We start from the raw sequence: 19,337 nt of genomic DNA, 5'->3' as shown, positions 1-19,337 counted from the left end.
ATGGCACACAAACGCGGTAGCGAGACGACGTGGGATCGAGTGGACCTGGCGCCGATTGTTCTCATCAAATCGAAAGAGGAGGTGCTTGCCGACCGTGCGTGGGAGCGGCTTCTTTCGCAGGCCCGTGCGCAGGATCCCGAGATCGACGTCTCAACGATCGATGCGGGTGCCTACACAGCCGGAGAGATCGCGCTTCTCGCCAGTCCATCCCTGTTCGGTGGGGCAAAGATCGTGCGTGCCAGCGGGGTCGAGAACGCGACTGACGACTTCCTTCGGGACCTGCTCGAGCTGATCGCCAATCCGAGCCCTGATCTGTACCTCATCGCTATCCGCAATGGCGGAAACAAGGGCCCGAAACTGTTCACCTCCGCCGCGCAGGCAGGTTTCCCCGTCGTCACCATCGACGAACTGAAATGGGATTCTGACAAGATCGGCCTCCTCAAGGGCGATGCTCGACGCGCACAGCGGGCAGTGACCGACGATGCATACCAGGCCCTCGTCCAAAGCATGGGATCGAACGTTCGGGAGATGTCAGCGGCGCTCAACCAGCTGTTCAGCGATGTCGACGGCACGATCACGGGCCCGATCGTGAAGAAGTACTTCGGCGGCAGGGTCGAATCGTCAGGCTTCGATATCGCAGACGCTGCGGTGGCAGGGAATGCTGGCCGCGCCCTCCAGCTGCTCCGGCAGGCGCTAGCGACAGGGACGCCCGAGGTTCTCGTCGTCGCAGCGCTTGCCTGGAAGTTCCGCCAACTCGCGACTGTCTCTGCGTCGATGGGGAAGAATGGGCAGTCGGTCACGGTCCAGGGCAGCCCGAATCAGATCAAGAATGCCCGCATGGAGCTGCGGACCTGGTCGGATGCTGGGCTAGCCGCCGCTATCACCGCGATCGCCAAAGCCGATAGTGACGTCAAGGGTTTCCGTGGAGAGGCGAAGGATCCCGCCTATGCGGTCGAGCGCTGCATCCGCGATATCACTCTCGCCAGGCGGCTTTAAGGACGAGGGCCCGTCACCTCCGCAGAAGCGCCGTTCGAAGGGGCCTGCCAGGATCCGCCGCGAGGTAATCCTGATGACCGAGACCAGCGCTTGGTCGCGACCGGCGGATCTAGCGGATTCTCATGAACAAAGACCGCCGTTCAGTGTTGTTGCCGTCTCAAAATCGAGCGGGGGCTTCCCACATGCTCTATCGGCCGTGATATTGTCCCATCCATGAACACCATGACCCGACACGACGCCTTAGCTCCGTTCGTATGCGTCAACGACGCTATGGGTTGTTCCTGTCCGCTCGAGTGTTGTTAGGGGCCTGCTCCCCGCCACTTGACACGCACGCGCTGGTCGAGCCAGCCGTGCCCGGCTGTTCAGGCTTTCCGCCCAGCTCGCCCTTCACCCCGTAATTCCGCCACCACTTCTGCTGGAAGCGACGCGAATGACGCCGGTGGTACGGCAATCTGGTCATGAGCGAACCTGAAGACCGACACGATCCCGCTCGAGGGAAGTCAAGCACACGACAAGCAGTAGCCCCACGCGTCATGGCGACGCATATCAAGCCACCAGACAATCTTGAAGTTTTGGCAGATAAGCCGCAGTAGACAGGAATGGCGTCCATGAGATTTCGCCGATCATCACACAACCCACGTAAAGCCTCAGTAGCAACAGCCCTCTTCGTGTCGGCAGCGCTCGTTCTCGGCGCATGCTCGAACGCATCGAACGACGACGCGTCCCCGAACGAAGAAACATCGACGGGACAGATCGCCGACGAAGTGATCGTCGGCTCGACCAACGAGCCGACCACACTCGAACGCAACGTCGGCGGGTCCTCGGGAATATCAGAGGCCCTGACACGCAACGTTTTCGAAGGTCTCACCTCGATCAACGATGAGGGCAAGGTAGAGAATACGCTTGCCGAGACCATCGAGGTCTCTGAGGATGGGTTGACGTACACGTTCACCCTTCAACGCGACGTCCTGTTCCACGACGGAACACCTCTGACGTCGGCAGACGTCGCCTGGTCTGTGAACGAAGCAATCGGTCCGAACTCGCTCTCTGCCCGCGCCTCGGATCTTCGAGTTATTCAGGAGATCGAAACCCCAGACGATCGTACGGTTGTCATGCACCTGGATCATGCCAGCGCCTCCCTTCCCTTCTTCCTCGCCTCCGTGACGATTGTCAAAGATGGGGATAAAGAGAACAACTCCGAGAACGGCACCGGTCCCTACGTCCTCGACGAATGGGTGCAGGGTGACCACTTGACGATGGTTCTCAACGATGACTACTGGGGTGAACCCGCGAAGACTCCCGTCATCACATTCCAGTTCTTCACCGACGAGACAGCGCTCAACAACGCGTTGCAGACCGGTGCAGTCGATCTTGTGATCCACCAGGAGAGCCCCGACCAGCTGGCCACCTTCGAGTCCAATCCGGACTTTGTCGTGACAGAGGGCGACTCGATCAAGAAGTGGGTGTGGACCTTCAACAACAAGGAAGAGCCGTTCACCGACGAACGCGTACGCCAGGCCCTGTACAAGGCGATCGATAGGGAAGCGCTTCTCACCGCCGTGTGGGGCGAATACGGTGAAGTGATCGGCTCCATGCCGCCCGTCTCCGAGCCCTGGTTCGATGCGTCCTTCGCCGACATCCACGCCTACGACCCGGAAGAGGCGAAGGCTCTGCTCGAAGAAGCCGGGGCGAGCGGATTGACCACCGACATCACCTACGTGGCAGGTGGAACGGAAGAGATCATCGTCCAGCAGCTCCGCGCCAACCTTGCGGACATCGGCGTCACCCTCAATCTTGTGCCTGTCGACGACAGCGCCTGGTATGAGGATGTCTACACGAACAAGGATTACGAGACGACCCTCATGAACCACAACAATCCGCGCGATGTGCTGTGGTACGCGAATCCTGACTTCTACTGGCAGTACGACAATGCGCAGGTGCAGGAACTCGCGGTGCAGGCCGACAGCGCGGCGAGCGAAGAGGAACAGGTCGAGCTCATTCACTCACTGTCGGACATCATCGCTCACGAAGCACCCTCGGCCTGGCTGTTCATGGCGCCGCAGATCCGTATCGCCGACGCCAGCGTGAGCGGGTTCTCCGCCAGCAAGAACGCCGAACCGTTCTACGTGGGCAACCTGGTCAAAGAAGGCTGAGTGATGAGGGCGGACGCGAGGAAGAGTTCTTCCGTGGTGGACGGGTTGAGAGTCGCAGCAGGAACACTGCTCTCGTTGGTGATTTCGCTCTTCCTCGCGTCCGTCATCATCTTCTTCGTGCTGAGGATGCTTCCGGGAGATGCTTCGGCAACGCTGCTCGGCGTCGGAACGACCGAGGAACAGCTGGACCAGCTGCGCGATGAACTGGGAGCGAATGAGCCCCTCGTCGTCCAATACGCGCAATGGCTCAAGGACTTCGTGACCGGCTCGAGCGTCTCGCTGATCTCCGGCAGCAGCTTCGGTGAGCTGGTGATACAGCGCGCGTCGATCACTGTTCCTCTCAGCCTCATGGCATTCACGATCGCTGTCCTCGTGTCGCTTCCGCTCGGCATTGTGTCGGCCACGAAGCGCACGTCTGCGCTCGGTGCCTTCGTGTCGGCAGCCTCCCAGGTGGGTGTGGCTGTTCCGATCTTCTGGGTTGGAATCCTCCTGATATCCATCTTCTCTCTCCAGCTCGGATGGCTGCCGGCAGGCACGTTCCCGAGACAGGGCTGGGATGATCCGGGAGAGGCCCTGCGTGCGCTCATCCTGCCGGCATTGACGATAGCTATCGCCATGTCCGCCGTCATGGTCAGATATGTTCGCTCCTCAGTGCTGGACGTGCTGGAGACCGACTACATGCGCACCGCCCAGTCGCTTGGGTACTCCCAGTCCAGGGCGCTGCTGCGCCACGGACTGCGAAACGCCGCCGTGCCGGTCGTCGCGATCTTGGGCATCGAACTCGGGACCTCGCTCCTCGGGGCTGTCGTGGTCGAGAACGTGTTCGGTCTCGGGGGACTGGGCCAGCTGCTTCTTTCCTCCGTCACGTCGAGGGACCTGCCGATCATCCAGAACCTTGTCCTGCTGCTGACCGCGGTTGTCCTGATCATCAACGCCCTCGTCGAGATCCTGCAGCAGTGGTTGGATCCGCGTCTGCGCGTTCCGCACGGTCGTCGCAGACGCCTGCGAGTATCGAAGAGTCAGGTGGGTGCATGATGCAGTCAGTCTCTCCATCACAGGGCGTGACGACAGCGGTGAACGAATCTCGCGAACCCGCGAACCGGACACGGAACCAGCGGCTCCGGGGCCTCCCTCCAACGTTCATCATGGGTCTCGTCATGGTCGGCACGGTCGCCATCATCGGGGCGATTGCGGCCCTGTGGACTCCCTATTCGCTCGATGTTGTCGGTGCAGGAGGCAGGCTCTCAGGCCCGTCCTCAGAGTTCTGGATCGGGACGGACAGGCTTGGCCGCGACCTCTTCAGCCAACTCATGGCGGGTTTCACGTCAGCGGTGATCGTTGCGGTGACGACAGCGGCGCTGGCCGGATCGCTGGGACTCATTCTCGGCATACTTGCGGCATTATCGGGTCGGTTCGTCGATGCTGGGATCTCGAAGCTCATCGACGTCATGATTGCCTTTCCCACTCTGCTTCTCGCGATGCTGATCGTGACGGTCCGGGGAGCCTCGCTGAGCTCCGCGATTCTCGCGATCGGTATCGCGGGCTCTGCCGTGATCGCGCGCGTCACTCGCGTCAACGCGGCCCGTGTGCTGCGCGAGGACTATGTCATGGCTGCCCGTGTCAGCGGAACAGGCTGGTTCGGGATCATCCGCATCCACGTACTGCCCGGCATCATGCCGATGCTGATCGTCCAGCTCATGCTGCTGGCAGGCGCCGCTATTCTCGCCGAAGCATCCCTATCCTATCTGGGGTTGGGAGCACCGCCGCCGGCAGCGAGCTGGGGGCGCATGCTGCAAGAGGCCCAATCGACGGTGCTGGTCCAGCCCTGGGCGGCGGTAGCACCCGGCTTGGCAATCGCCTGGACCGTCCTTGGACTGAATCTTCTCGGAGACGGTATTCGGGATTACACGGATCCCACATTGAGGACGGGCACATGACTCTGTCAGTAACTGACCTATCGATCACCACGGAGCAGGGGAAGCCCCTTCTTTCCGGCTGCTCATGGGAGGTGGAGACCGGGGGACGCCTCGGCATCATCGGCGAATCCGGTTCGGGTAAGTCTCTCACCTCGCTCGCCATCCTCGGCCTGCTGCCGGACGGCTTGACGGCGTCCGGCTCTGTCATGCTCGACGGCCGCGAACTCCTCTCTCTGTCCGAGCGGGAGAAGCGCCGTTTTCGTGGCTCGAGGATCGCCATGATCTTTCAGGAGCCTCTGACGTCTCTCGATCCTCTCATGAAGGTCGGCGAGCAGATCGCTGGGCCCATTCGCCTCCATCACAAGGTATCCAGGCAAGCATCACGAGCCAGGGCGGGTGAACTTCTGCGCCAGGTGGCGTTGAACGATCGTGTGGCGAATTCTTATCCGTGGCAGCTCTCCGGTGGGCAGCGTCAGCGTGTCGCTATCGCGATGGCTCTCGGCTGTGAACCGGACGTCCTGATCGCCGACGAACCGACCACCGCACTCGACGTGACCGTGCAGGCGGATATTCTGTCCCTCCTGTCCGAACTCATCACAGAAACCGGCAGCACCCTCGTCTTCATCACGCACGACCTCCCTGTCATTGCCCAGGTCTCGGAGGACCTCGTGGTGATGAAGGACGGGCGAGTGGTGGAACGAACAACCGTCCATCGCGCTCTGACGAATCCGGGGGATCCGTACACGGCGCGCCTGATCGAGGCCGCACGCCACGTCAGCTTCGCAAAGCCCGACGGCGTTCAAGCGACAGAACCGGCTGAGGAAAAAACTCATGAGCGCTAACGAAGAGAATGCTGTCGTGCCAGGCCATCAGGCCGCGGCGTTTGAGCTGCGCGGGGTCAGCCAGGAGTTCGGAAACGGCCCCAGCCATACGCTCGCGCTGGACAACGTCTCCCTCACCGTCGTCTATGGCGAGAGCCTCGGAATCGTCGGGGAATCAGGGGCAGGGAAGTCGACCATGTTGAGACTGCTGCTGGCTCTCAACACACCGTCTCGCGGTCAGATCCTGTGGCGCGGAGAAGACCTATCGGCCAGGAAGCGCGGCTCCCTGCGCGACTTCCGGCGGGACACTCAGATGGTGTTCCAAGATCCGCGTTCGTCGCTCAACCCTCGTCTGACGATCGGCAGGATCGTCGCGGAGCCGCTGAAATCGCTGGGAATACCGGGACGTCATGATGAACGAGTGGCGGAAGTCCTCCACGCCGTCGGTCTTGACCCGGATATCGTCTCGCGATATCCCGGGCAGTTCTCCGGGGGACAGCGGCAGAGGATAGCGATCGCGCGAGCGCTCGCGCCGCGTCCCAACATTCTCGTCGCCGATGAGCCTGTCAGTGCGCTCGATGTGTCGGTCAAAGCACAGCTCGTCGACCTCTTGGCGGAGTTGAAAGAACGTTTGGGGCTCACTCTTATCCTGGTGAGCCACGATATTGCGATCGTGTCCAACCTGTGCGAGAGCACGGCAGTCCTCCATGATGGCAGGATTGCCGAGTGGGGCCCAACAGATCGTGTTTTGACGAATCCTCAGGACTCGTACACGCGCGAGCTCTTGGCAGCCGTGCCGACACTGCCCGAGGTGTGACGAGCGGCGCCCCGCGGGATTGTCGCCCGGGGCGCCGGGATCAATGGGCGTCCATGGTGCATGCTCGGGCGGGAGAGCTTTGAGGCAAAGAAAAATGGCGGCACCTGAGTGCCGCCATTCCCCATGAATGCTTAAGCGTCGATCTTCGACACAGCCTTGGCAAGCTTGGACTTGCGCTGGGCTGCCTGGTTCTTGTGGATGACACCCTTGGACGCGGCCTTGTCGAGCTTGCGACCGGCGACGCCGAGAGCCGCGGTGGCCTCTTCCTTGTTGCCAGCGGTAACGGCAGCGCGAACCTTACGGACGTAGGTCTTCAGCTCGGCCTTGTATGCCTGGTTACGGACACGGCGCTTCTCGTTGGTGAGGTTGCGCTTCTTCTGCGACTTAATATTTGCCACGTTCTCAATTCTTTCGTCTATTCGCGGATGCGAATGCTTACACGGTCAGTGAGGGCTCCGCCATGACCGGGACTAGGGCGTGGGGCACCCCGTGGAGTGGTCGGTGGCTATGACCTGCGTATCGACCAGATAGCAAGTCCGATGAACCAGATTATCAGCTTAGCGTGCGTGAAACGAACCGATAGCGTCGGTGATCCGTGTGAATCTCGTCTTATCGAGTTTTCCGCCTTCGCGGCGGATCGCGTCCTTGTGGACGGCCAGAAGCCTGTCGATCCGAACCTCGGAGGGCCGGCCCTGACGGTCCCAGTCACCGCTCCCCATCTCCATCCACACCCGTCCCAGGTGGTCTTCGCGGCTGATGCTGGTGCTCGTGTGATCCTGGGATGTCATCTGGGCGATGATGACGGTCTCTCCGTCGCGTGCGAGCACGAGGACGGGACGGTCCTTCCCCTGCGCGGGATCGTCCTCGTACGGTACCCACGTCCAGACAACCTCTCCCGGATCGGCATCGCTGTCAGGGAACGGCTCGTACGAGAAACGCGGCATGCCATGCTTCTCGATCGAGTACTCGACCGGGACGTCATTGGGGTTGAGCGTGAGCCCGCTGCGGGCGTGTGCGTCCCGCGCAGTGGGACGGCTCTGCTGCCTCCCTGCAGGCTTCGGTGTGAAGAAGGATGCGGCGATCCTCATTGCTCGGTCGATAAGAGCCACAGTGTCACCAATCTTGAGTGTCTCGGTCCTGACCGCGCACAGTCAGGACCGAGACAGTCTAATACTCGTCGGACTGATCTGAGTTGAAGAGGAGTTCGGTCAGCTCGACGTGAACCTTCTCGACGTGAGGAATGTCGTGGAGACGGAGCGGATTGTCGGCCGAGGTCTCGAGGATCAGGGTGCCGCAGCCGAAGATCCGGTCGATGAGATCATGCTCGTACGCCACATTGGAGATCCGGGCGAGAGGAATATCGTGTCCGTTCTTCGCGATGATCCCGGTGCGGGTGATGATGCGTCGCGACGTGATCGTGTACGTATCGGTCAACCATGTCAGCCACGGGATCAGTATCTTCCAGATCGCAAGAATGATCGATACGCCGACGACGGCGAGAGTGCCCCACGGCTGGGCCGAGTCCGGAATGAAGACATAGGCGGCGATCACCGCGGCGATCAGGAGAACGGCGATGATCCCGGCGAGAAACAGCTCCTTGACGTGGCTGTGCATGTGACGGATCACGACTTCGTCCTGACCCAAGTATTTGCGTGGTAGTCCCATGTCACCATCGTCGCACACGCACCGCATGTGCGACTGTTTATCGGATGGGCGAGACGGACGGGTTTTAGGAGATGATCGCGGTGACGATGAGGAGGAAGAACGCGACGGGACCTGCCGCCGCGGTGACGAGGCCGGACACGATCGTCCACCGGAGATCATCCTTGAGATAAGGGGCTGCCACCGTGCCTCCAGCGGCGGCGACAGCGGCCCGTTGGGCGGCCTCGACGCGTGGCATGAAACGGCTCGTTCGGAGCGATGCCTCGTACGAGGCGTCCTGGAACCGCTGGCGGGCTTCGTCATCGACGACCGGGCGACCATCCTTCGCGATGATCTCCACATCCGTCGATTCCGTCTGGAGCTTCTCGAGATCATCCACATGCTTCGACAGCCGCGCCAGGCGCACGCCGAAGAACACGATCGCGGCGGCGAGTACGATGCCGAGCACGAGCGGAACCCATACCGCAGCGTGACCGTCCCGCACTGCGGCCGCTGCCAGCGCGACAAGGAGCGCAGTGAGGGCGCCGTTGACGGCGAGCATGAATTTCCCCGGCCCGCGCAGGAGCCTGACGAGGAGGGGCAGGAAGACCGATAGGGCACCGGGAAGAGCACTCATGGCTCAAGCATTCCAGACGTTCCTGGGCGTTGGAGCAAAACCGGTCGAGCCTCTTCGGAGAGCGAACAGGGCGGCGTTTGAGGGAGGTCACCCGCGCGAGTAGATCGCATCGGGCAGGCGGTGGGTAGACTGGTGCGGAATATCTTAAGGAGACCAGTGTCTACGAATCCCACCCAGTCGCTGCAGCCGGCCAGCACGCCCGCTGACCGGTTGCGGAATTTCTGCATCATCGCCCACATCGACCACGGTAAGTCCACCCTGGCCGATCGCATGCTGCAGCTCACCGGCATTGTGGATGAGCGCCTCATGCGAGCCCAATACTTGGACCGGATGGATATCGAACGCGAACGCGGCATCACCATCAAGTCGCAGGCTGTTCGCATGCCGTGGACGGTTGACGGGACCGAGTACGCGCTCAACATGATCGACACCCCCGGCCACGTCGACTTCTCGTATGAGGTCAACCGTTCCCTCGCGGCGTGCGAGGGAGCGATCCTCCTTGTCGATGCGGCGCAGGGCATCGAGGCGCAGACACTCGCGAACCTCTATATGGCGCTCGAGAACGATCTGACGATCGTGCCCGTCCTCAACAAGATCGATCTCCCTGCCGCCCAGCCGGAGAAATTCGCGGAAGAACTCGCCTCCCTCATCGGCGGTGAGCCGGAGGACTGCCTGCGCGTCTCGGGCAAGACCGGTGTCGGGGTGCCCGAGCTTCTCAACCGGATCGTCGGGGAGATCCCTGCGCCTGTCGGGGATCCGGATGCTCCCGCGCGGGCGATGATCTTCGATTCCGTCTACGACTCGTATCGGGGCGTTGTCACCTATGTCCGTGTGCGTGATGGTCGCTTCACGCCACGCACGAAGGTGACGACGATGTCGACGGGCATCAGCCACGAACTCCAGGAGATCGGTATCATCTCTCCCGAACCGAAGGCCTCGAAGGGCTTGGGCGTGGGCGAGGTCGGCTACCTCATCACCGGCGCGAAGGACGTTCGCCAGACCCGCGTGGGTGACACTGTCACGTTGACATCACGCCCGGCGACCGAGCAGCTCGATGGCTATGTCGAGCCGAAACCCATGGTCTTCTCCGGCATCTATCCGATCGACGGATCCGATTTCCCGGCGCTCCGCGAAGCACTCGACAAGCTGCAGCTGAACGATGCGGCGTTGACGTTCGAGCCCGAGTCCTCGGCAGCGCTCGGCTTCGGGTTCCGCTGCGGCTTCCTCGGCCTGCTCCACCTCGAGATCATCCGGGAGCGACTCGAACGAGAGTTCAACATCGACCTGATTGCGACCGCACCGTCCGTCATCTACGGCGTCGAGACGGAGACGGGGGAGATCATCGAGGTGACCAACCCGTCCGAGTTCCCCGACGGCAAACTGTCCGCGATCTCCGAACCGATGGTGCAGGCGACGATCCTCACGCCGGCTGACTATATCGGCGCCGTCATGGAGCTGTGCCAGCAGCGCCGCGGGATCATGGGAGGCATGGACTATCTCTCGGAGGACCGGGTGGAGATGCATTACCGCCTCCCGCTCGCCGAGATCGTCTTCGACTTCTTCGACCAGCTCAAATCCAAGACGAGGGGATATGCGTCCCTCGACTACGACATGGATGGGGAGGAGACAGCCGACCTGGTGAAGGTCGATATTCTGCTCAACCACGAGAAGGTCGATGCGTTCTCCGCTATCGTCCACCGGGACAAGGCCTACGCCTACGGCACGGAGATGACGGGGAAGCTGAAGAACCTGATCCCGCGCCAGCAGTTCGAGATTCCCATCCAGGCCGCCGTCGGGTCGCGTGTCATCGCCCGCGAGACGATCAAGGCCCTGCGCAAAGACATGTTGGCCAAGTGCTACGGCGGCGATATCTCCCGCAAGCGCAAGCTTCTGGAGAAGCAGAAGGAAGGCAAGAAGCGGATGAAGAACATCGGCCGCGTGGAGGTTCCCCAGGAGGCGTTCGTCGCCGCCCTGACATCCGATCAGCCGACGGCAAAACCATGAAGTGGCTTCTTCTCGCCGTCATCATCATCGTCGTCGTCATCATCTGGGGCAGGGCCAACCCACCATCCGAGAGGTGACACTCCATGCTGGTCACTCACATCTGCACGGCCTCGCGCCTCGTCCCTGTCGATATCGGCAGAGTCGGGGTGACCGGGATCGATAAGCGGCCCGTCACGGGGCCGGTCAAGATCGGACGCTATGGCGTGTGGGGTGACGTCCAGTGCGACCGAGCCAACCACGGAGGGTTGGACAAGGCTGTCTATGCCATGTCGAACGCGGAAATGGCGTGGTGGGCGCAGAGCGGCGAGGATCTGAAGCCCGGGATCTTCGGAGAGAACCTGCGGGTGGACGGTGATGTCGATGAGATCGTCATCGGTAGCCGCTACCGCTTCGGCTCAGCACTCCTCGAAGCGACCGGCTGCCGCACACCCTGCCGGACGTTCGCGTGGTGGCGCGGGGACGAGGACTGGATCGCACGCTTCATGGCACGCGGCCGGTCAGGCGCCTACTTCCGTGTCATCGATCCCGGAGTGGCGCAGGCCGGTGACATCCTCGAGACCCTCAGCGTGCCCTCCCATGGCGTGACAGTCGGGGAGTGGTTCCGTGAACGTCCCGAACCAGCACCGCGACTCGTTGCGGCCCATCGGAGCGGCGATATCACGCTAGCCCCGTACCTGATCAAACACATGCCACGCGAGTTGAGGGAGACCCTGTGACAGAGAAGCGCCATCGTCGAATCACGAGCTTCGTGCCGCGGAGCGGGCGTATACCCGAACGGCAGGAGCGCGCGCTGCGCGCCCACGGAGCGACCTACATCATCGATGCAGAGATCGACGACACGTATGTGCTGACTGAGCGGCCTCGTCTCGAGGAATCGTTCGGCAGGCAGGCCCCCCTGATCGTCGAGATCGGTGCAGGGGCCGGCGATCAGATCGTTGCCCACGCCAAAGAGCATCCCGAGAACAACTATCTGGCCCTCGAAGTGTGGTGGCCCGGAGTCGCCTCCTCCGTCTCCAGAATCGTTCGAGAGGGCGTCGACAATGTCCGGCTGCTGAACGCTGACGCCGTTGTCGCACTGCCCCTGCTGTTCGGGCAGGGTGAGAAACCGGTCGAAGTGTGGACGTTCTTCCCCGACCCGTGGCAGAAGGCCCGCCACCGGAAGCGGCGGCTCGTCACGCCCAGCTTCGCCCAGATCGTTGCCGACATCCTCCCCACCGGGGGTGTGTGGCGCCTTGCAACGGACTGGGACGATTACGCGTGGCAGATGAGGGACGCGATCGCCGCGGTTCCGGAACTCGTCAACCCTCACGCCGGCCAGCGTATCGATGAGGATGACCCGGGTGATGAGGGGATCGTCGGCGGATTCGCCCCCCGCTGGGAGGGCCGCATCACCACCCGCTTCGAGACCCGCGGCCTCGGCGAGAACCGGCGGATCCACGATCTCGAGGTCTACCGTGGCTGATCTTCCCGACGGTGAGGACGCTCCGCGCGATGGCAGGCTGGACGACGTTTCGATGGAGAGGCCCCTCTCCGCCTACGTGCACGTCCCGTTCTGTCAGGTGCGGTGCGGCTACTGCGACTTCAACACGTACACCTCGAACGAGCTCGGTGCTGGCGCGACCCCGCGCGAATACGACACGCAGCTCCTCGGGGAGATAGCCCTGGCGGGTACCGTGCTCGAGGGCGGACGGCCCCTCCAGACCGTCTTCTTCGGCGGCGGCACACCCACCTTCCTCCAAGCCTCCCAGCTGGCACATATTCTCGGCGTCCTCGACCTCGTGTTCGGCCTTGAGGAAGCTGCGGAGGTGACAACCGAAGCGAACCCGGAAACCGTCGACGGGGACTACCTTCACACGTTGAAGGAGGCAGGGTTCACGCGAGTGTCGATCGGGATGCAGTCGGCAGTGCCCCACGTTCTCGCGACCCTCGACAGGCTCCACACGCCAGCGAGAGTTCCGCTCGTGCGCGACTGGGCTCGGGATGCTGGGCTGTCCGCCTCGCTCGACCTCATCTATGGCACGCCGGGGGAGTCTCTCGACGATTGGCGGCTCTCGCTCAGCGAGGCGATCGCGATGGAGCCGGACCACATCTCGGCCTATGGCTTGGGCATCGAGCCGGGAACGAAGATGGGTCAGCAGGTGAAGCGCGGGCTCCTCCCCGATACGGATCCTGACGATCTCGCGGCGAAATACGAAATCGCCGACAGTATGCTCTCGGCGGCAGGCTACGCCTGGTATGAGGTGTCTAACTGGGCGAAGCCTGGCCACGAGGCGCGACACAACATCGCCTACTGGCGAAACGACAACTGGTGGGGTTTCGGACCGGGCGCCCACTCCCACATCAACGGCACCCGCTTCTGGAACGTCAAGCATCCGCGCGCCTGGTCAGCCCGCCTCCAGGCAGGCGAATCACCGGCCGCTGCCCGAGAGATCCTCACTCCTCGCGAGCGGGCCGAGGAAGACATCATGCTGGGGATCCGTCTCGCGGAGGGACTGCCTCTCACCGCCGGTATCGCCAAACCCGGCCAGGCGCCCGCCCGCGCCGCGCTCGCGAAGCGCAGGCATGTGACGATGCTCCTCGCGTCCGACGGCCTTCTCCAACCTCATCGTCTCGCCGAGGGGCGCATGGTACTCACCCTCAAGGGTCGGCTCCTCGCCGATACGGTGATCCGTTCTCTGTGGGAGTGAGACGGTGATCAGCTCTCTGCGGGAGTGAATCTGTCCCGTTGTCGACTCTCGCCTCCGGCGATGTCGAGGACGGCCGCATATCCCAGCGTCAGGCCCTGGCCGATGGTGGCGCCGGGGCCCGGATAGACCCCACCGAAAACGTTCGCGGCCGCGTTCCCGATCGCATAGAGACCCGGCACGATGCTGCCGTCCACCGAGCGGACGCGGGCATGCTCGTCGGCCTGGAGTCCGCCGCACGTTCCCAGATCCCCGGGGACGACGGAGAGCGCAAAGTATGGTCCGTGGGGAGACAGCGGCCTGAGATTGGGGTTGGGGGTGACTGTCGGGTCTCCGTAGTAGCGGTCGTAGGCTGTCCGACCGCGGCCGAAATCATCGTCGTTGCCCTGCGCGGCGAGTACGTTGAAGCGTGCCACCCCGCCGGGAAGATCCGTGGTTCCGATGATTCGTCCGAGTTCCTCGATGCTTGGCGCCGAGAAGGCGACCCCGGCATCGAACCAGGCGCGCGGTATGCTCATGCCCGGCATCTTCACTCCGCCCATGACATACGCCTTGACGAAGTCGCTGTCGACGATCATCCACGCCGGCAGGTGAGGCGGCTGTCCGTCGTCCAACCCGAGCATCTCTTCGCCCGCCGTCATGTAGTTGACGGATTCGTTGAAGAAGCGGTGACCGCTCCTGTCGACGATGAGGGAGCCCGGCAGGGATCGTTCAGCCAGCAGGACGATGGGTCCCGAGCCGGGCGCGAGCTCTGGAATAGCGGGGAACCACCACGCCTTGTCGAGGAGGGCAAGGGCGAGACCGTGCTTCTCGGCCAGTCCGAGCAGATCCCCCGTGTTGCCCGGAGCGCCGAACTGCCAGCCCGGTTCAATGGCCTCAGACTGGTAACGTTTCCTGCTTGCCATGTCACGGTCGAAGCCCCCGGCCGCAAGAATGACTCCGCGTTCCGCTCCGATCCTGAGCTGTCGACCGCCGTGGTCCACGACGATCCCCCGGATAGCACCATCCTCGATGATCAGATCCGTGAGCGGAGTCGAGTTCCACAGGGTGGCACCCGCCTTGACCGCGCCGTCGTATAGTCCCGCAGCGAGTGCGAGTCCACCGGCAACATAGTTCTTTCCGAGGGCGAGACCACCAAGCCCCTGGAGGACGCGCCGCACAATCCGTGGAACTGCCTTGCCCGGCTTGCGCGACATGAGGTTCATCCATTTGAAGTCCCCTCCTGTGATCGGCATGGGAATCGGGGCTGACAGGGTGCCGGTGAGAATCATGTCAGATCCCGAGCCGAGAGTGTTCAGATCGAAGGGGGAGGGTTCGACAGACCGTCCGCCGCTCGAGCCGCCCGGCTCGTCCGAGAAATAGTCCGCATACTCCCGCATCGTCTCGAGCCTCAGGCTCGTGTTCTCCTCGATCGCATCGGCAACTGCCGCACCATAGTCCAGATGCGTCTGCCACCTCTCCTCGGGAGACACGCCGTCGACAATGCCGCGCAGGTAGCGTTCGGCACGTTCGCGCGTGTCCTTCACTCCGTCCCGCGCGACGATCCTGTTGCCGGGGAGCCACATGCCTCCTCCCGACAGTGCGGTCGAACCGCCGAAGCGTTCGTCCTTTTCGACGACAAGCGTGCTCAGCCCCCGCCGAGCCGACATCATTGCCGCAAAGAGGCCTGTGCCGCTGCCGACGATGACGACATCGAATGTCTCATCCCAACTCGTGTTCATCGCAACTCCCTTGTCGTGCTCGAACCCAACGCGTGTTGTGCTCAACCTAACCAGTGTGCGACCGAGAATCTAGAGCTTGCAGCGGTATCCCGCCTGAGATGAGGGCCGCGGGTCAGCCCTGCGTGAGGAAGTCGATGAGCTCTTCGACCCTGCCGAGGAGGGAAGGCTCGAGATCCTTCCAGTTGCGGACCCGGCCGAGGATCTTGGACCAGCCGATGCCGATGTCTTCGAGGCTCTCGTGCGGAAGCCCAAGGGCCGCGAGGCTGCCGGCCTTGATGTCCGTGCCCTTGGGGATGTGGGGCCAGGCCGTGAGCCCGACCCTGCCGGGTTTGATGGCCTGCCACACGTCGACGTAGGGATGGCCGAGGACGAGGACATGCCCGTTGCCGTGGCGTGCGAGGGCCTCCTCGACGAGGCGGCTCTCTTTCGTGCCGGGCAGGAGATGGTCGACGAGCACGCCGGCACGCCGACCGGGCCCAGGCTTGAAATCGGCCAGCATCTCGGCCAGATGGTCGACACCCGCCAGCTCCTCGACGGCGATCCCCTCGAGCCGCAGGTCTTCACCCCACACTTTGTCGATCAGCTGCCAGTCGTGCTTGCCTTCGACCCACATGCGGGAGGGCAGGATGGTGGTCGCCTTCTTGCGGACACGGATCGACCCGGATGCTGTGAGTTCGGTGGGCCGCTCGGGTGCGGCGCGCGGCGGCGGGACGATCCTGACGGGTTCGCCATCGATCCAGAAGCCGGGCCCGAGCGGGAACCGGCGGCGTGCTCCGCCGCGCCCTTCGAGGGTGAGGAGGAGTTCGCCCGCAACCTTCCCGACGTCGACGATCTCCCCGACGAAGCCGCTCTCGACGTCCTCGAGAACGAGCCCGGGGGTTGCGGGGACGTCCCGCTGGGCACGAAGGCGGCTGGTGGTGCGCGGTGACGACAGGACATCCCTGCCGTATCTGTCAGCTGGTCGCGAAGCTCTCACGGGTCCAGGGTAGGCATTAAATCGATTCATGCGTAGAATTAGCACTCGGGCATGTCGAGTGCAAGGAAGGGGGATGGCGTGCGGAGCGACGAGAGAAGACTGAAGGTTTTGCAGGCCATTGTCCAGGACTATGTGCAGACCCGCGAACCTGTTGGGTCGAAGGCCATTGCGGACAGGCACGGTTTTGACGTGTCCTCTGCGACGATCCGCAACGACATGGCAGCGTTGGAAGAGGTCGGTCTCATCCATCAGCCGCATACGTCGGCTGGGCGGGTCCCGACCGATCGCGGATATCGAGCATTCGTCGACACGATCTCCCAGGTCAAACCCATGTCTCCTGCTGAGAAGAAGGCGATCGAGACGTGGCTGGAAGGGGCGGTCGACGTCGATGATGTGCTGTTCCGTGCGGGCCGGCTGTTGGCTCAGCTCACGAAGCAGGTCGCCGTGGTGCAGTACCCCACGCGGGAGCGCAGCACGGTCAGGCATATCGAGCTCGTGCCGATCTCTGACCATCACTCCTTCCTGATCGTGATCACCGATTCGGGCACGGTCGAGCAGCGCAGCATCGAGGTCGGCTTGACCGACCCGCAGGCTGTTGACCTCTCGAGCAGGCTCAACGCGTCCTTCGTCAACAAATCGGGTCCCGATATCGCAGAGTCGGGTTTCGACGACGACACACTGTCCCCGGCGGACAGGCAGCGTGCAGGTTCCATCATTGCCGTGCTCAAGGACGTGATGACGGACGATGTCGAGGAGCGCCTGGTCATGGCAGGCACCGCGAACCTGGCCCGGACGAACATCGACTTCACCCACACCATCACCCCCGTCCTCGAGGCGCTCGAAGAGCAGGTGGTGCTGCTGCGCCTCTTCGCGGAGGTGAGCGGCGATCTTGCTATTACGATCGGTTCGGAGAACAATGACGAGGGCCTCTCCGAGGCCTCGATCGTCACATCCACCTACGGTGGTGCCGGGACCGCTCGGCTTGGCATCGTCGGCCCGACGCGAATGGATTACCCAGGTGCCATGGTGAGCGTGCGCGCGGTGGCCCGATACTTGACCAGGATCCTCGGATCCTGATATTCAACAGTTCCCGATGAGAAAGAACCGGCTTTAGTGGCTGACTACTACGACATTCTTGGCGTGTCTCGCAGTGCAACGCAGGACGAGATCAAACGTGCATACCGCAAACTTGCACGCAAGCTTCATCCGGACGTGGCGGGTCCCGACAAAGAGGGCGAGTTCAAGGACGTGACCGCCGCCTATGAGGTCCTCTCCAACGAGGAGAAGAGACGCCTGTACGACATGGGAGGGGAGTCTGCCGTGCGCAATGGCGGGGCTCCCGGTGGTTTCGGGGGTTCCTTCCAGGACATCTTCGACACGTTCTTCGGCGGCGCGACCGCCGCACGCGGTCCCGTGCCGCGCGGCCGGCGCGGCCAAGACGCACTCGTGCCCATCGAGATCGAGCTCAGGGACGCCGTGTTCGGACTCGATACGGACATCACGGTCGAGACGGCCGTGCGATGTACGACATGTCAGGGTTCGTGTACCCGTGAAGGGTCCGGGCCGCAGACGTGTACGGCGTGTGGCGGGTCGGGTTCGGTGCGGAAGGTGACGAACTCGTTCCTTGGCCAAGTCATGTCGACAACGTCGTGCGGAGTCTGCCAGGGCCACGGCACCGTCATCACAGATCCCTGCCTCGACTGCGCTGGCGAGGGCCGGGTCAGGGCTCAGCAGACACTGTCCGTCCGCATCCCCGCCGGCATCGAAGACGGCATGCGGATCCGCATGTCCGGCAAGGGCGAGGTTGGTCCAGCAGGTGGCCCCCAGGGCGACCTGTTCATCGAGGTCCATGTCGCCGACCACGAGCAGTTCACACGGCAGGGCGACGATCTTGTCTGCGACCTCCAGGTGCCGATGACGGCCGCGGCCCTGGGAACGACTGTGACGATCGAATCGTTCGACGGTCCGGAGGAGCTGACGATCGAGCCCGGCACCTCGAGCGGGGTATCGCTGCGGGTACGGGGCAAGGGCGTCGGTCGTCTCCACCGGCACGACCGCGGAGACCTTGTCATCAATCTTCACGTCCAGACACCCACGAAGCTCTCCGCGCGGGAGAAAGAGCTGCTGCGCGAGCTTGCCGAGGTCCGCGGGGAGACCCAGCCGGATGCGAAGCTCATGTCTGAGAGCGCATCGGTCTTCACCCGGTTCAAGGACCGCTTCCTGTGACCCTTCCCGTCTACTACTGCGCAGATCTGCCGGACGGCGGTGAGGTGGAGCTCCTCGGCGAGGAGGCCCGCCACGCCCACGTCAAGCGCACGACCGTCGGCGAACGGATCGACCTTGTCGACGGCGATGGTGGCAGGGTGACTGTCGAGGTCACGGGCGTGTCACCGTCATCGCTGCGCGGGACCATCATCGGCCGCAGGGTCGATCCTCGGCCGGAGCATCCCATCACCCTCGTCCAGGCTCTCGCCAAGGGCGGGCGGGACGAAGCCGCGATCGAATCGGCGGTCGAGGTGGGTGTCGCCGGTATCGTCCCGTGGCAGGCTGATCGGTCGATTGTTCGATGGTCGGGGCCGAAGGGCGAGAAGGGCGCAGCGAAATGGCGCCACGTGGCCCTCTCGGCCATGAAGCAGTCCCGCCAGGCATTCCTTCCCGGCGTCAGCGATGTCGTCACGTCGAGGCAGCTGAACGACCGGGCCCGGTCGGTGACACAGGCGGGCGGACGGGTCTTCATCTGCCACGAGACGGCAACCTCCACCCTGTCCTCCGTGACAGTCGGCGTCCCTGGACCGCTCTGGATCATTGTCGGCCCCGAGGGCGGCATCTCCGAGGAGGAGCTGGCTGGCCTCGTGGCGGCTGGGGGAGAGCCCGTCCTCCTCGGCAACTCCGTCCTGCGATCAGGTACCGCGGGTACGGTTGCTGCGACTATCCTCCAGGTGATCAGCGGGACGTGGCGCTAGAATGACGC

At 63.2% G+C, this 19,337-nt stretch carries 19 protein-coding genes; 13 read left to right on the top strand and 6 right to left on the bottom strand.

The genetic code is table 11. The annotated features are described in order from the left end of the window. The 6 genes from holA (at window position 1) to H2O75_RS06450 (ending at window position 6,703) form a co-directional block, all read left to right on the top strand. Window positions 1–996 (top strand): DNA polymerase III subunit delta, encoded by a 996-nt coding sequence (gene holA, locus H2O75_RS06475; RefSeq protein ID WP_182169838.1) that lies wholly within the window; start codon window positions 1–3, stop codon window positions 994–996. A gap of 668 nt (window positions 997–1,664) precedes the next feature. Then, window positions 1,665–3,149: an ABC transporter substrate-binding protein gene (locus H2O75_RS06470; protein ID WP_220462706.1), complete on the top strand. Its 1,485-nt coding sequence runs from the start codon at window positions 1,665–1,667 to the stop codon at window positions 3,147–3,149. 78 nt (window positions 3,150–3,227) lie between these two features. Then, window positions 3,228–4,184 (top strand): ABC transporter permease, encoded by a 957-nt coding sequence (locus H2O75_RS06465; RefSeq protein WP_259365335.1) that lies wholly within the window; start codon window positions 3,228–3,230, stop codon window positions 4,182–4,184. Beyond that, window positions 4,181–5,086, top strand: a complete 906-nt coding sequence (locus H2O75_RS06460; protein WP_259365210.1) for an ABC transporter permease — start codon at window positions 4,181–4,183, stop codon at window positions 5,084–5,086. Before H2O75_RS06465 ends, H2O75_RS06460 begins: the two co-directional genes overlap by 4 nt. Further along, window positions 5,083–5,907, top strand: a complete 825-nt coding sequence (locus H2O75_RS06455) for an ABC transporter ATP-binding protein (RefSeq protein WP_182169834.1) — start codon at window positions 5,083–5,085, stop codon at window positions 5,905–5,907. The genes H2O75_RS06460 and H2O75_RS06455 overlap by 4 nt, the downstream gene beginning before the upstream one ends. Next, window positions 5,897–6,703 (top strand): ABC transporter ATP-binding protein, encoded by an 807-nt coding sequence (locus H2O75_RS06450; protein WP_182169832.1) that lies wholly within the window; start codon window positions 5,897–5,899, stop codon window positions 6,701–6,703. The genes H2O75_RS06455 and H2O75_RS06450 overlap by 11 nt, the downstream gene beginning before the upstream one ends. Before the next feature lie 131 nt (window positions 6,704–6,834). Here H2O75_RS06450 and rpsT read toward each other — a convergent pair whose 3' ends face one another. The 4 genes from rpsT to H2O75_RS06430 all read right to left on the bottom strand — a co-directional run bounded on the left by rpsT (window position 6,835) and on the right by H2O75_RS06430 (window position 8,981). Further along, window positions 6,835–7,101: a 30S ribosomal protein S20 gene (gene rpsT, locus H2O75_RS06445; protein WP_182169829.1), complete on the bottom strand. Its 267-nt coding sequence runs from the start codon at window positions 7,099–7,101 to the stop codon at window positions 6,835–6,837. Between the two features lie 159 nt (window positions 7,102–7,260). Further along, window positions 7,261–7,812: a type II toxin-antitoxin system PemK/MazF family toxin gene (locus H2O75_RS06440; RefSeq protein WP_259365209.1), complete on the bottom strand. Its 552-nt coding sequence runs from the start codon at window positions 7,810–7,812 to the stop codon at window positions 7,261–7,263. 58 nt (window positions 7,813–7,870) lie between these two features. Beyond that, window positions 7,871–8,368 (bottom strand): PH domain-containing protein, encoded by a 498-nt coding sequence (locus tag H2O75_RS06435; RefSeq protein ID WP_182169826.1) that lies wholly within the window; start codon window positions 8,366–8,368, stop codon window positions 7,871–7,873. Window positions 8,369–8,432: 64 nt separating this feature from the next. Continuing rightward, the gene (locus tag H2O75_RS06430) at window positions 8,433–8,981 is read right to left on the bottom strand and encodes a hypothetical protein (RefSeq protein ID WP_182169823.1); all 549 of its coding nucleotides are present in this window, start codon (window positions 8,979–8,981) and stop codon (window positions 8,433–8,435) included. A 156-nt stretch (window positions 8,982–9,137) separates the two neighbouring features. On the opposite strand from H2O75_RS06430, the gene lepA reads away from it, so the two are divergent. The 4 genes from lepA (at window position 9,138) to hemW (ending at window position 13,672) form a co-directional block, all read left to right on the top strand. Further along, the gene (lepA, locus tag H2O75_RS06425; protein ID WP_204736257.1) at window positions 9,138–10,985 is read left to right on the top strand and encodes a translation elongation factor 4; all 1,848 of its coding nucleotides are present in this window, start codon (window positions 9,138–9,140) and stop codon (window positions 10,983–10,985) included. Between the two features lie 83 nt (window positions 10,986–11,068). Then, on the top strand, window positions 11,069–11,701 hold the full coding sequence (locus tag H2O75_RS06420) for an MOSC domain-containing protein (RefSeq protein WP_182169820.1): 633 nt from the start codon (window positions 11,069–11,071) through the stop codon (window positions 11,699–11,701). Next, a complete protein-coding gene (gene trmB, locus H2O75_RS06415) occupies window positions 11,698–12,447 on the top strand; it encodes a tRNA (guanosine(46)-N7)-methyltransferase TrmB (RefSeq protein WP_182169817.1) in 750 nt (249 codons plus the stop codon). The genes H2O75_RS06420 and trmB overlap by 4 nt, the downstream gene beginning before the upstream one ends. Beyond that, a complete protein-coding gene (gene hemW / locus H2O75_RS06410; protein ID WP_259365207.1) occupies window positions 12,440–13,672 on the top strand; it encodes a radical SAM family heme chaperone HemW in 1,233 nt (410 codons plus the stop codon). Before trmB ends, hemW begins: the two co-directional genes overlap by 8 nt. Before the next feature lie 8 nt (window positions 13,673–13,680). Here hemW and H2O75_RS06405 read toward each other — a convergent pair whose 3' ends face one another. Continuing rightward, window positions 13,681–15,390 (bottom strand): FAD-binding protein, encoded by a 1,710-nt coding sequence (locus H2O75_RS06405; RefSeq protein ID WP_182169814.1) that lies wholly within the window; start codon window positions 15,388–15,390, stop codon window positions 13,681–13,683. A gap of 112 nt (window positions 15,391–15,502) precedes the next feature. Beyond that, entirely contained in the window at window positions 15,503–16,366 is an 864-nt protein-coding gene (locus H2O75_RS06400) for a DUF3097 family protein (protein WP_259365206.1), read from the bottom strand. 108 nt (window positions 16,367–16,474) lie between these two features. Between H2O75_RS06400 and hrcA the strand changes: the two genes are divergently transcribed. Genes hrcA through H2O75_RS06385 form a run of 3 tightly spaced genes read left to right on the top strand, consistent with a single transcriptional unit; the run spans window position 16,475 to window position 19,329 of the window. Continuing rightward, window positions 16,475–17,443 carry a heat-inducible transcriptional repressor HrcA gene (hrcA, locus tag H2O75_RS06395; RefSeq protein ID WP_374971571.1) on the top strand — a complete coding sequence of 323 codons (969 nt, stop codon included), beginning with the start codon at window positions 16,475–16,477 and terminating at the stop codon, window positions 17,441–17,443. A 36-nt stretch (window positions 17,444–17,479) separates the two neighbouring features. Beyond that, complete coding sequence (gene dnaJ / locus H2O75_RS06390) at window positions 17,480–18,592, top strand: molecular chaperone DnaJ (protein WP_182169803.1); 1,113 nt, start codon at window positions 17,480–17,482, stop codon at window positions 18,590–18,592. Next, complete coding sequence (locus H2O75_RS06385; RefSeq protein ID WP_182169800.1) at window positions 18,589–19,329, top strand: 16S rRNA (uracil(1498)-N(3))-methyltransferase; 741 nt, start codon at window positions 18,589–18,591, stop codon at window positions 19,327–19,329. The genes dnaJ and H2O75_RS06385 overlap by 4 nt, the downstream gene beginning before the upstream one ends. Window positions 19,330–19,337: the final 8 nt, after the last annotated feature.

Source organism: Flaviflexus equikiangi, assembly GCF_014069875.1.
In the GTDB taxonomy this organism is placed as follows: domain Bacteria; phylum Actinomycetota; class Actinomycetes; order Actinomycetales; family Actinomycetaceae; genus Flaviflexus; species Flaviflexus equikiangi.
Note: the sequence above shows the minus strand (reverse complement) of the source record. Positions and strands in the feature narration are given on the sequence as shown.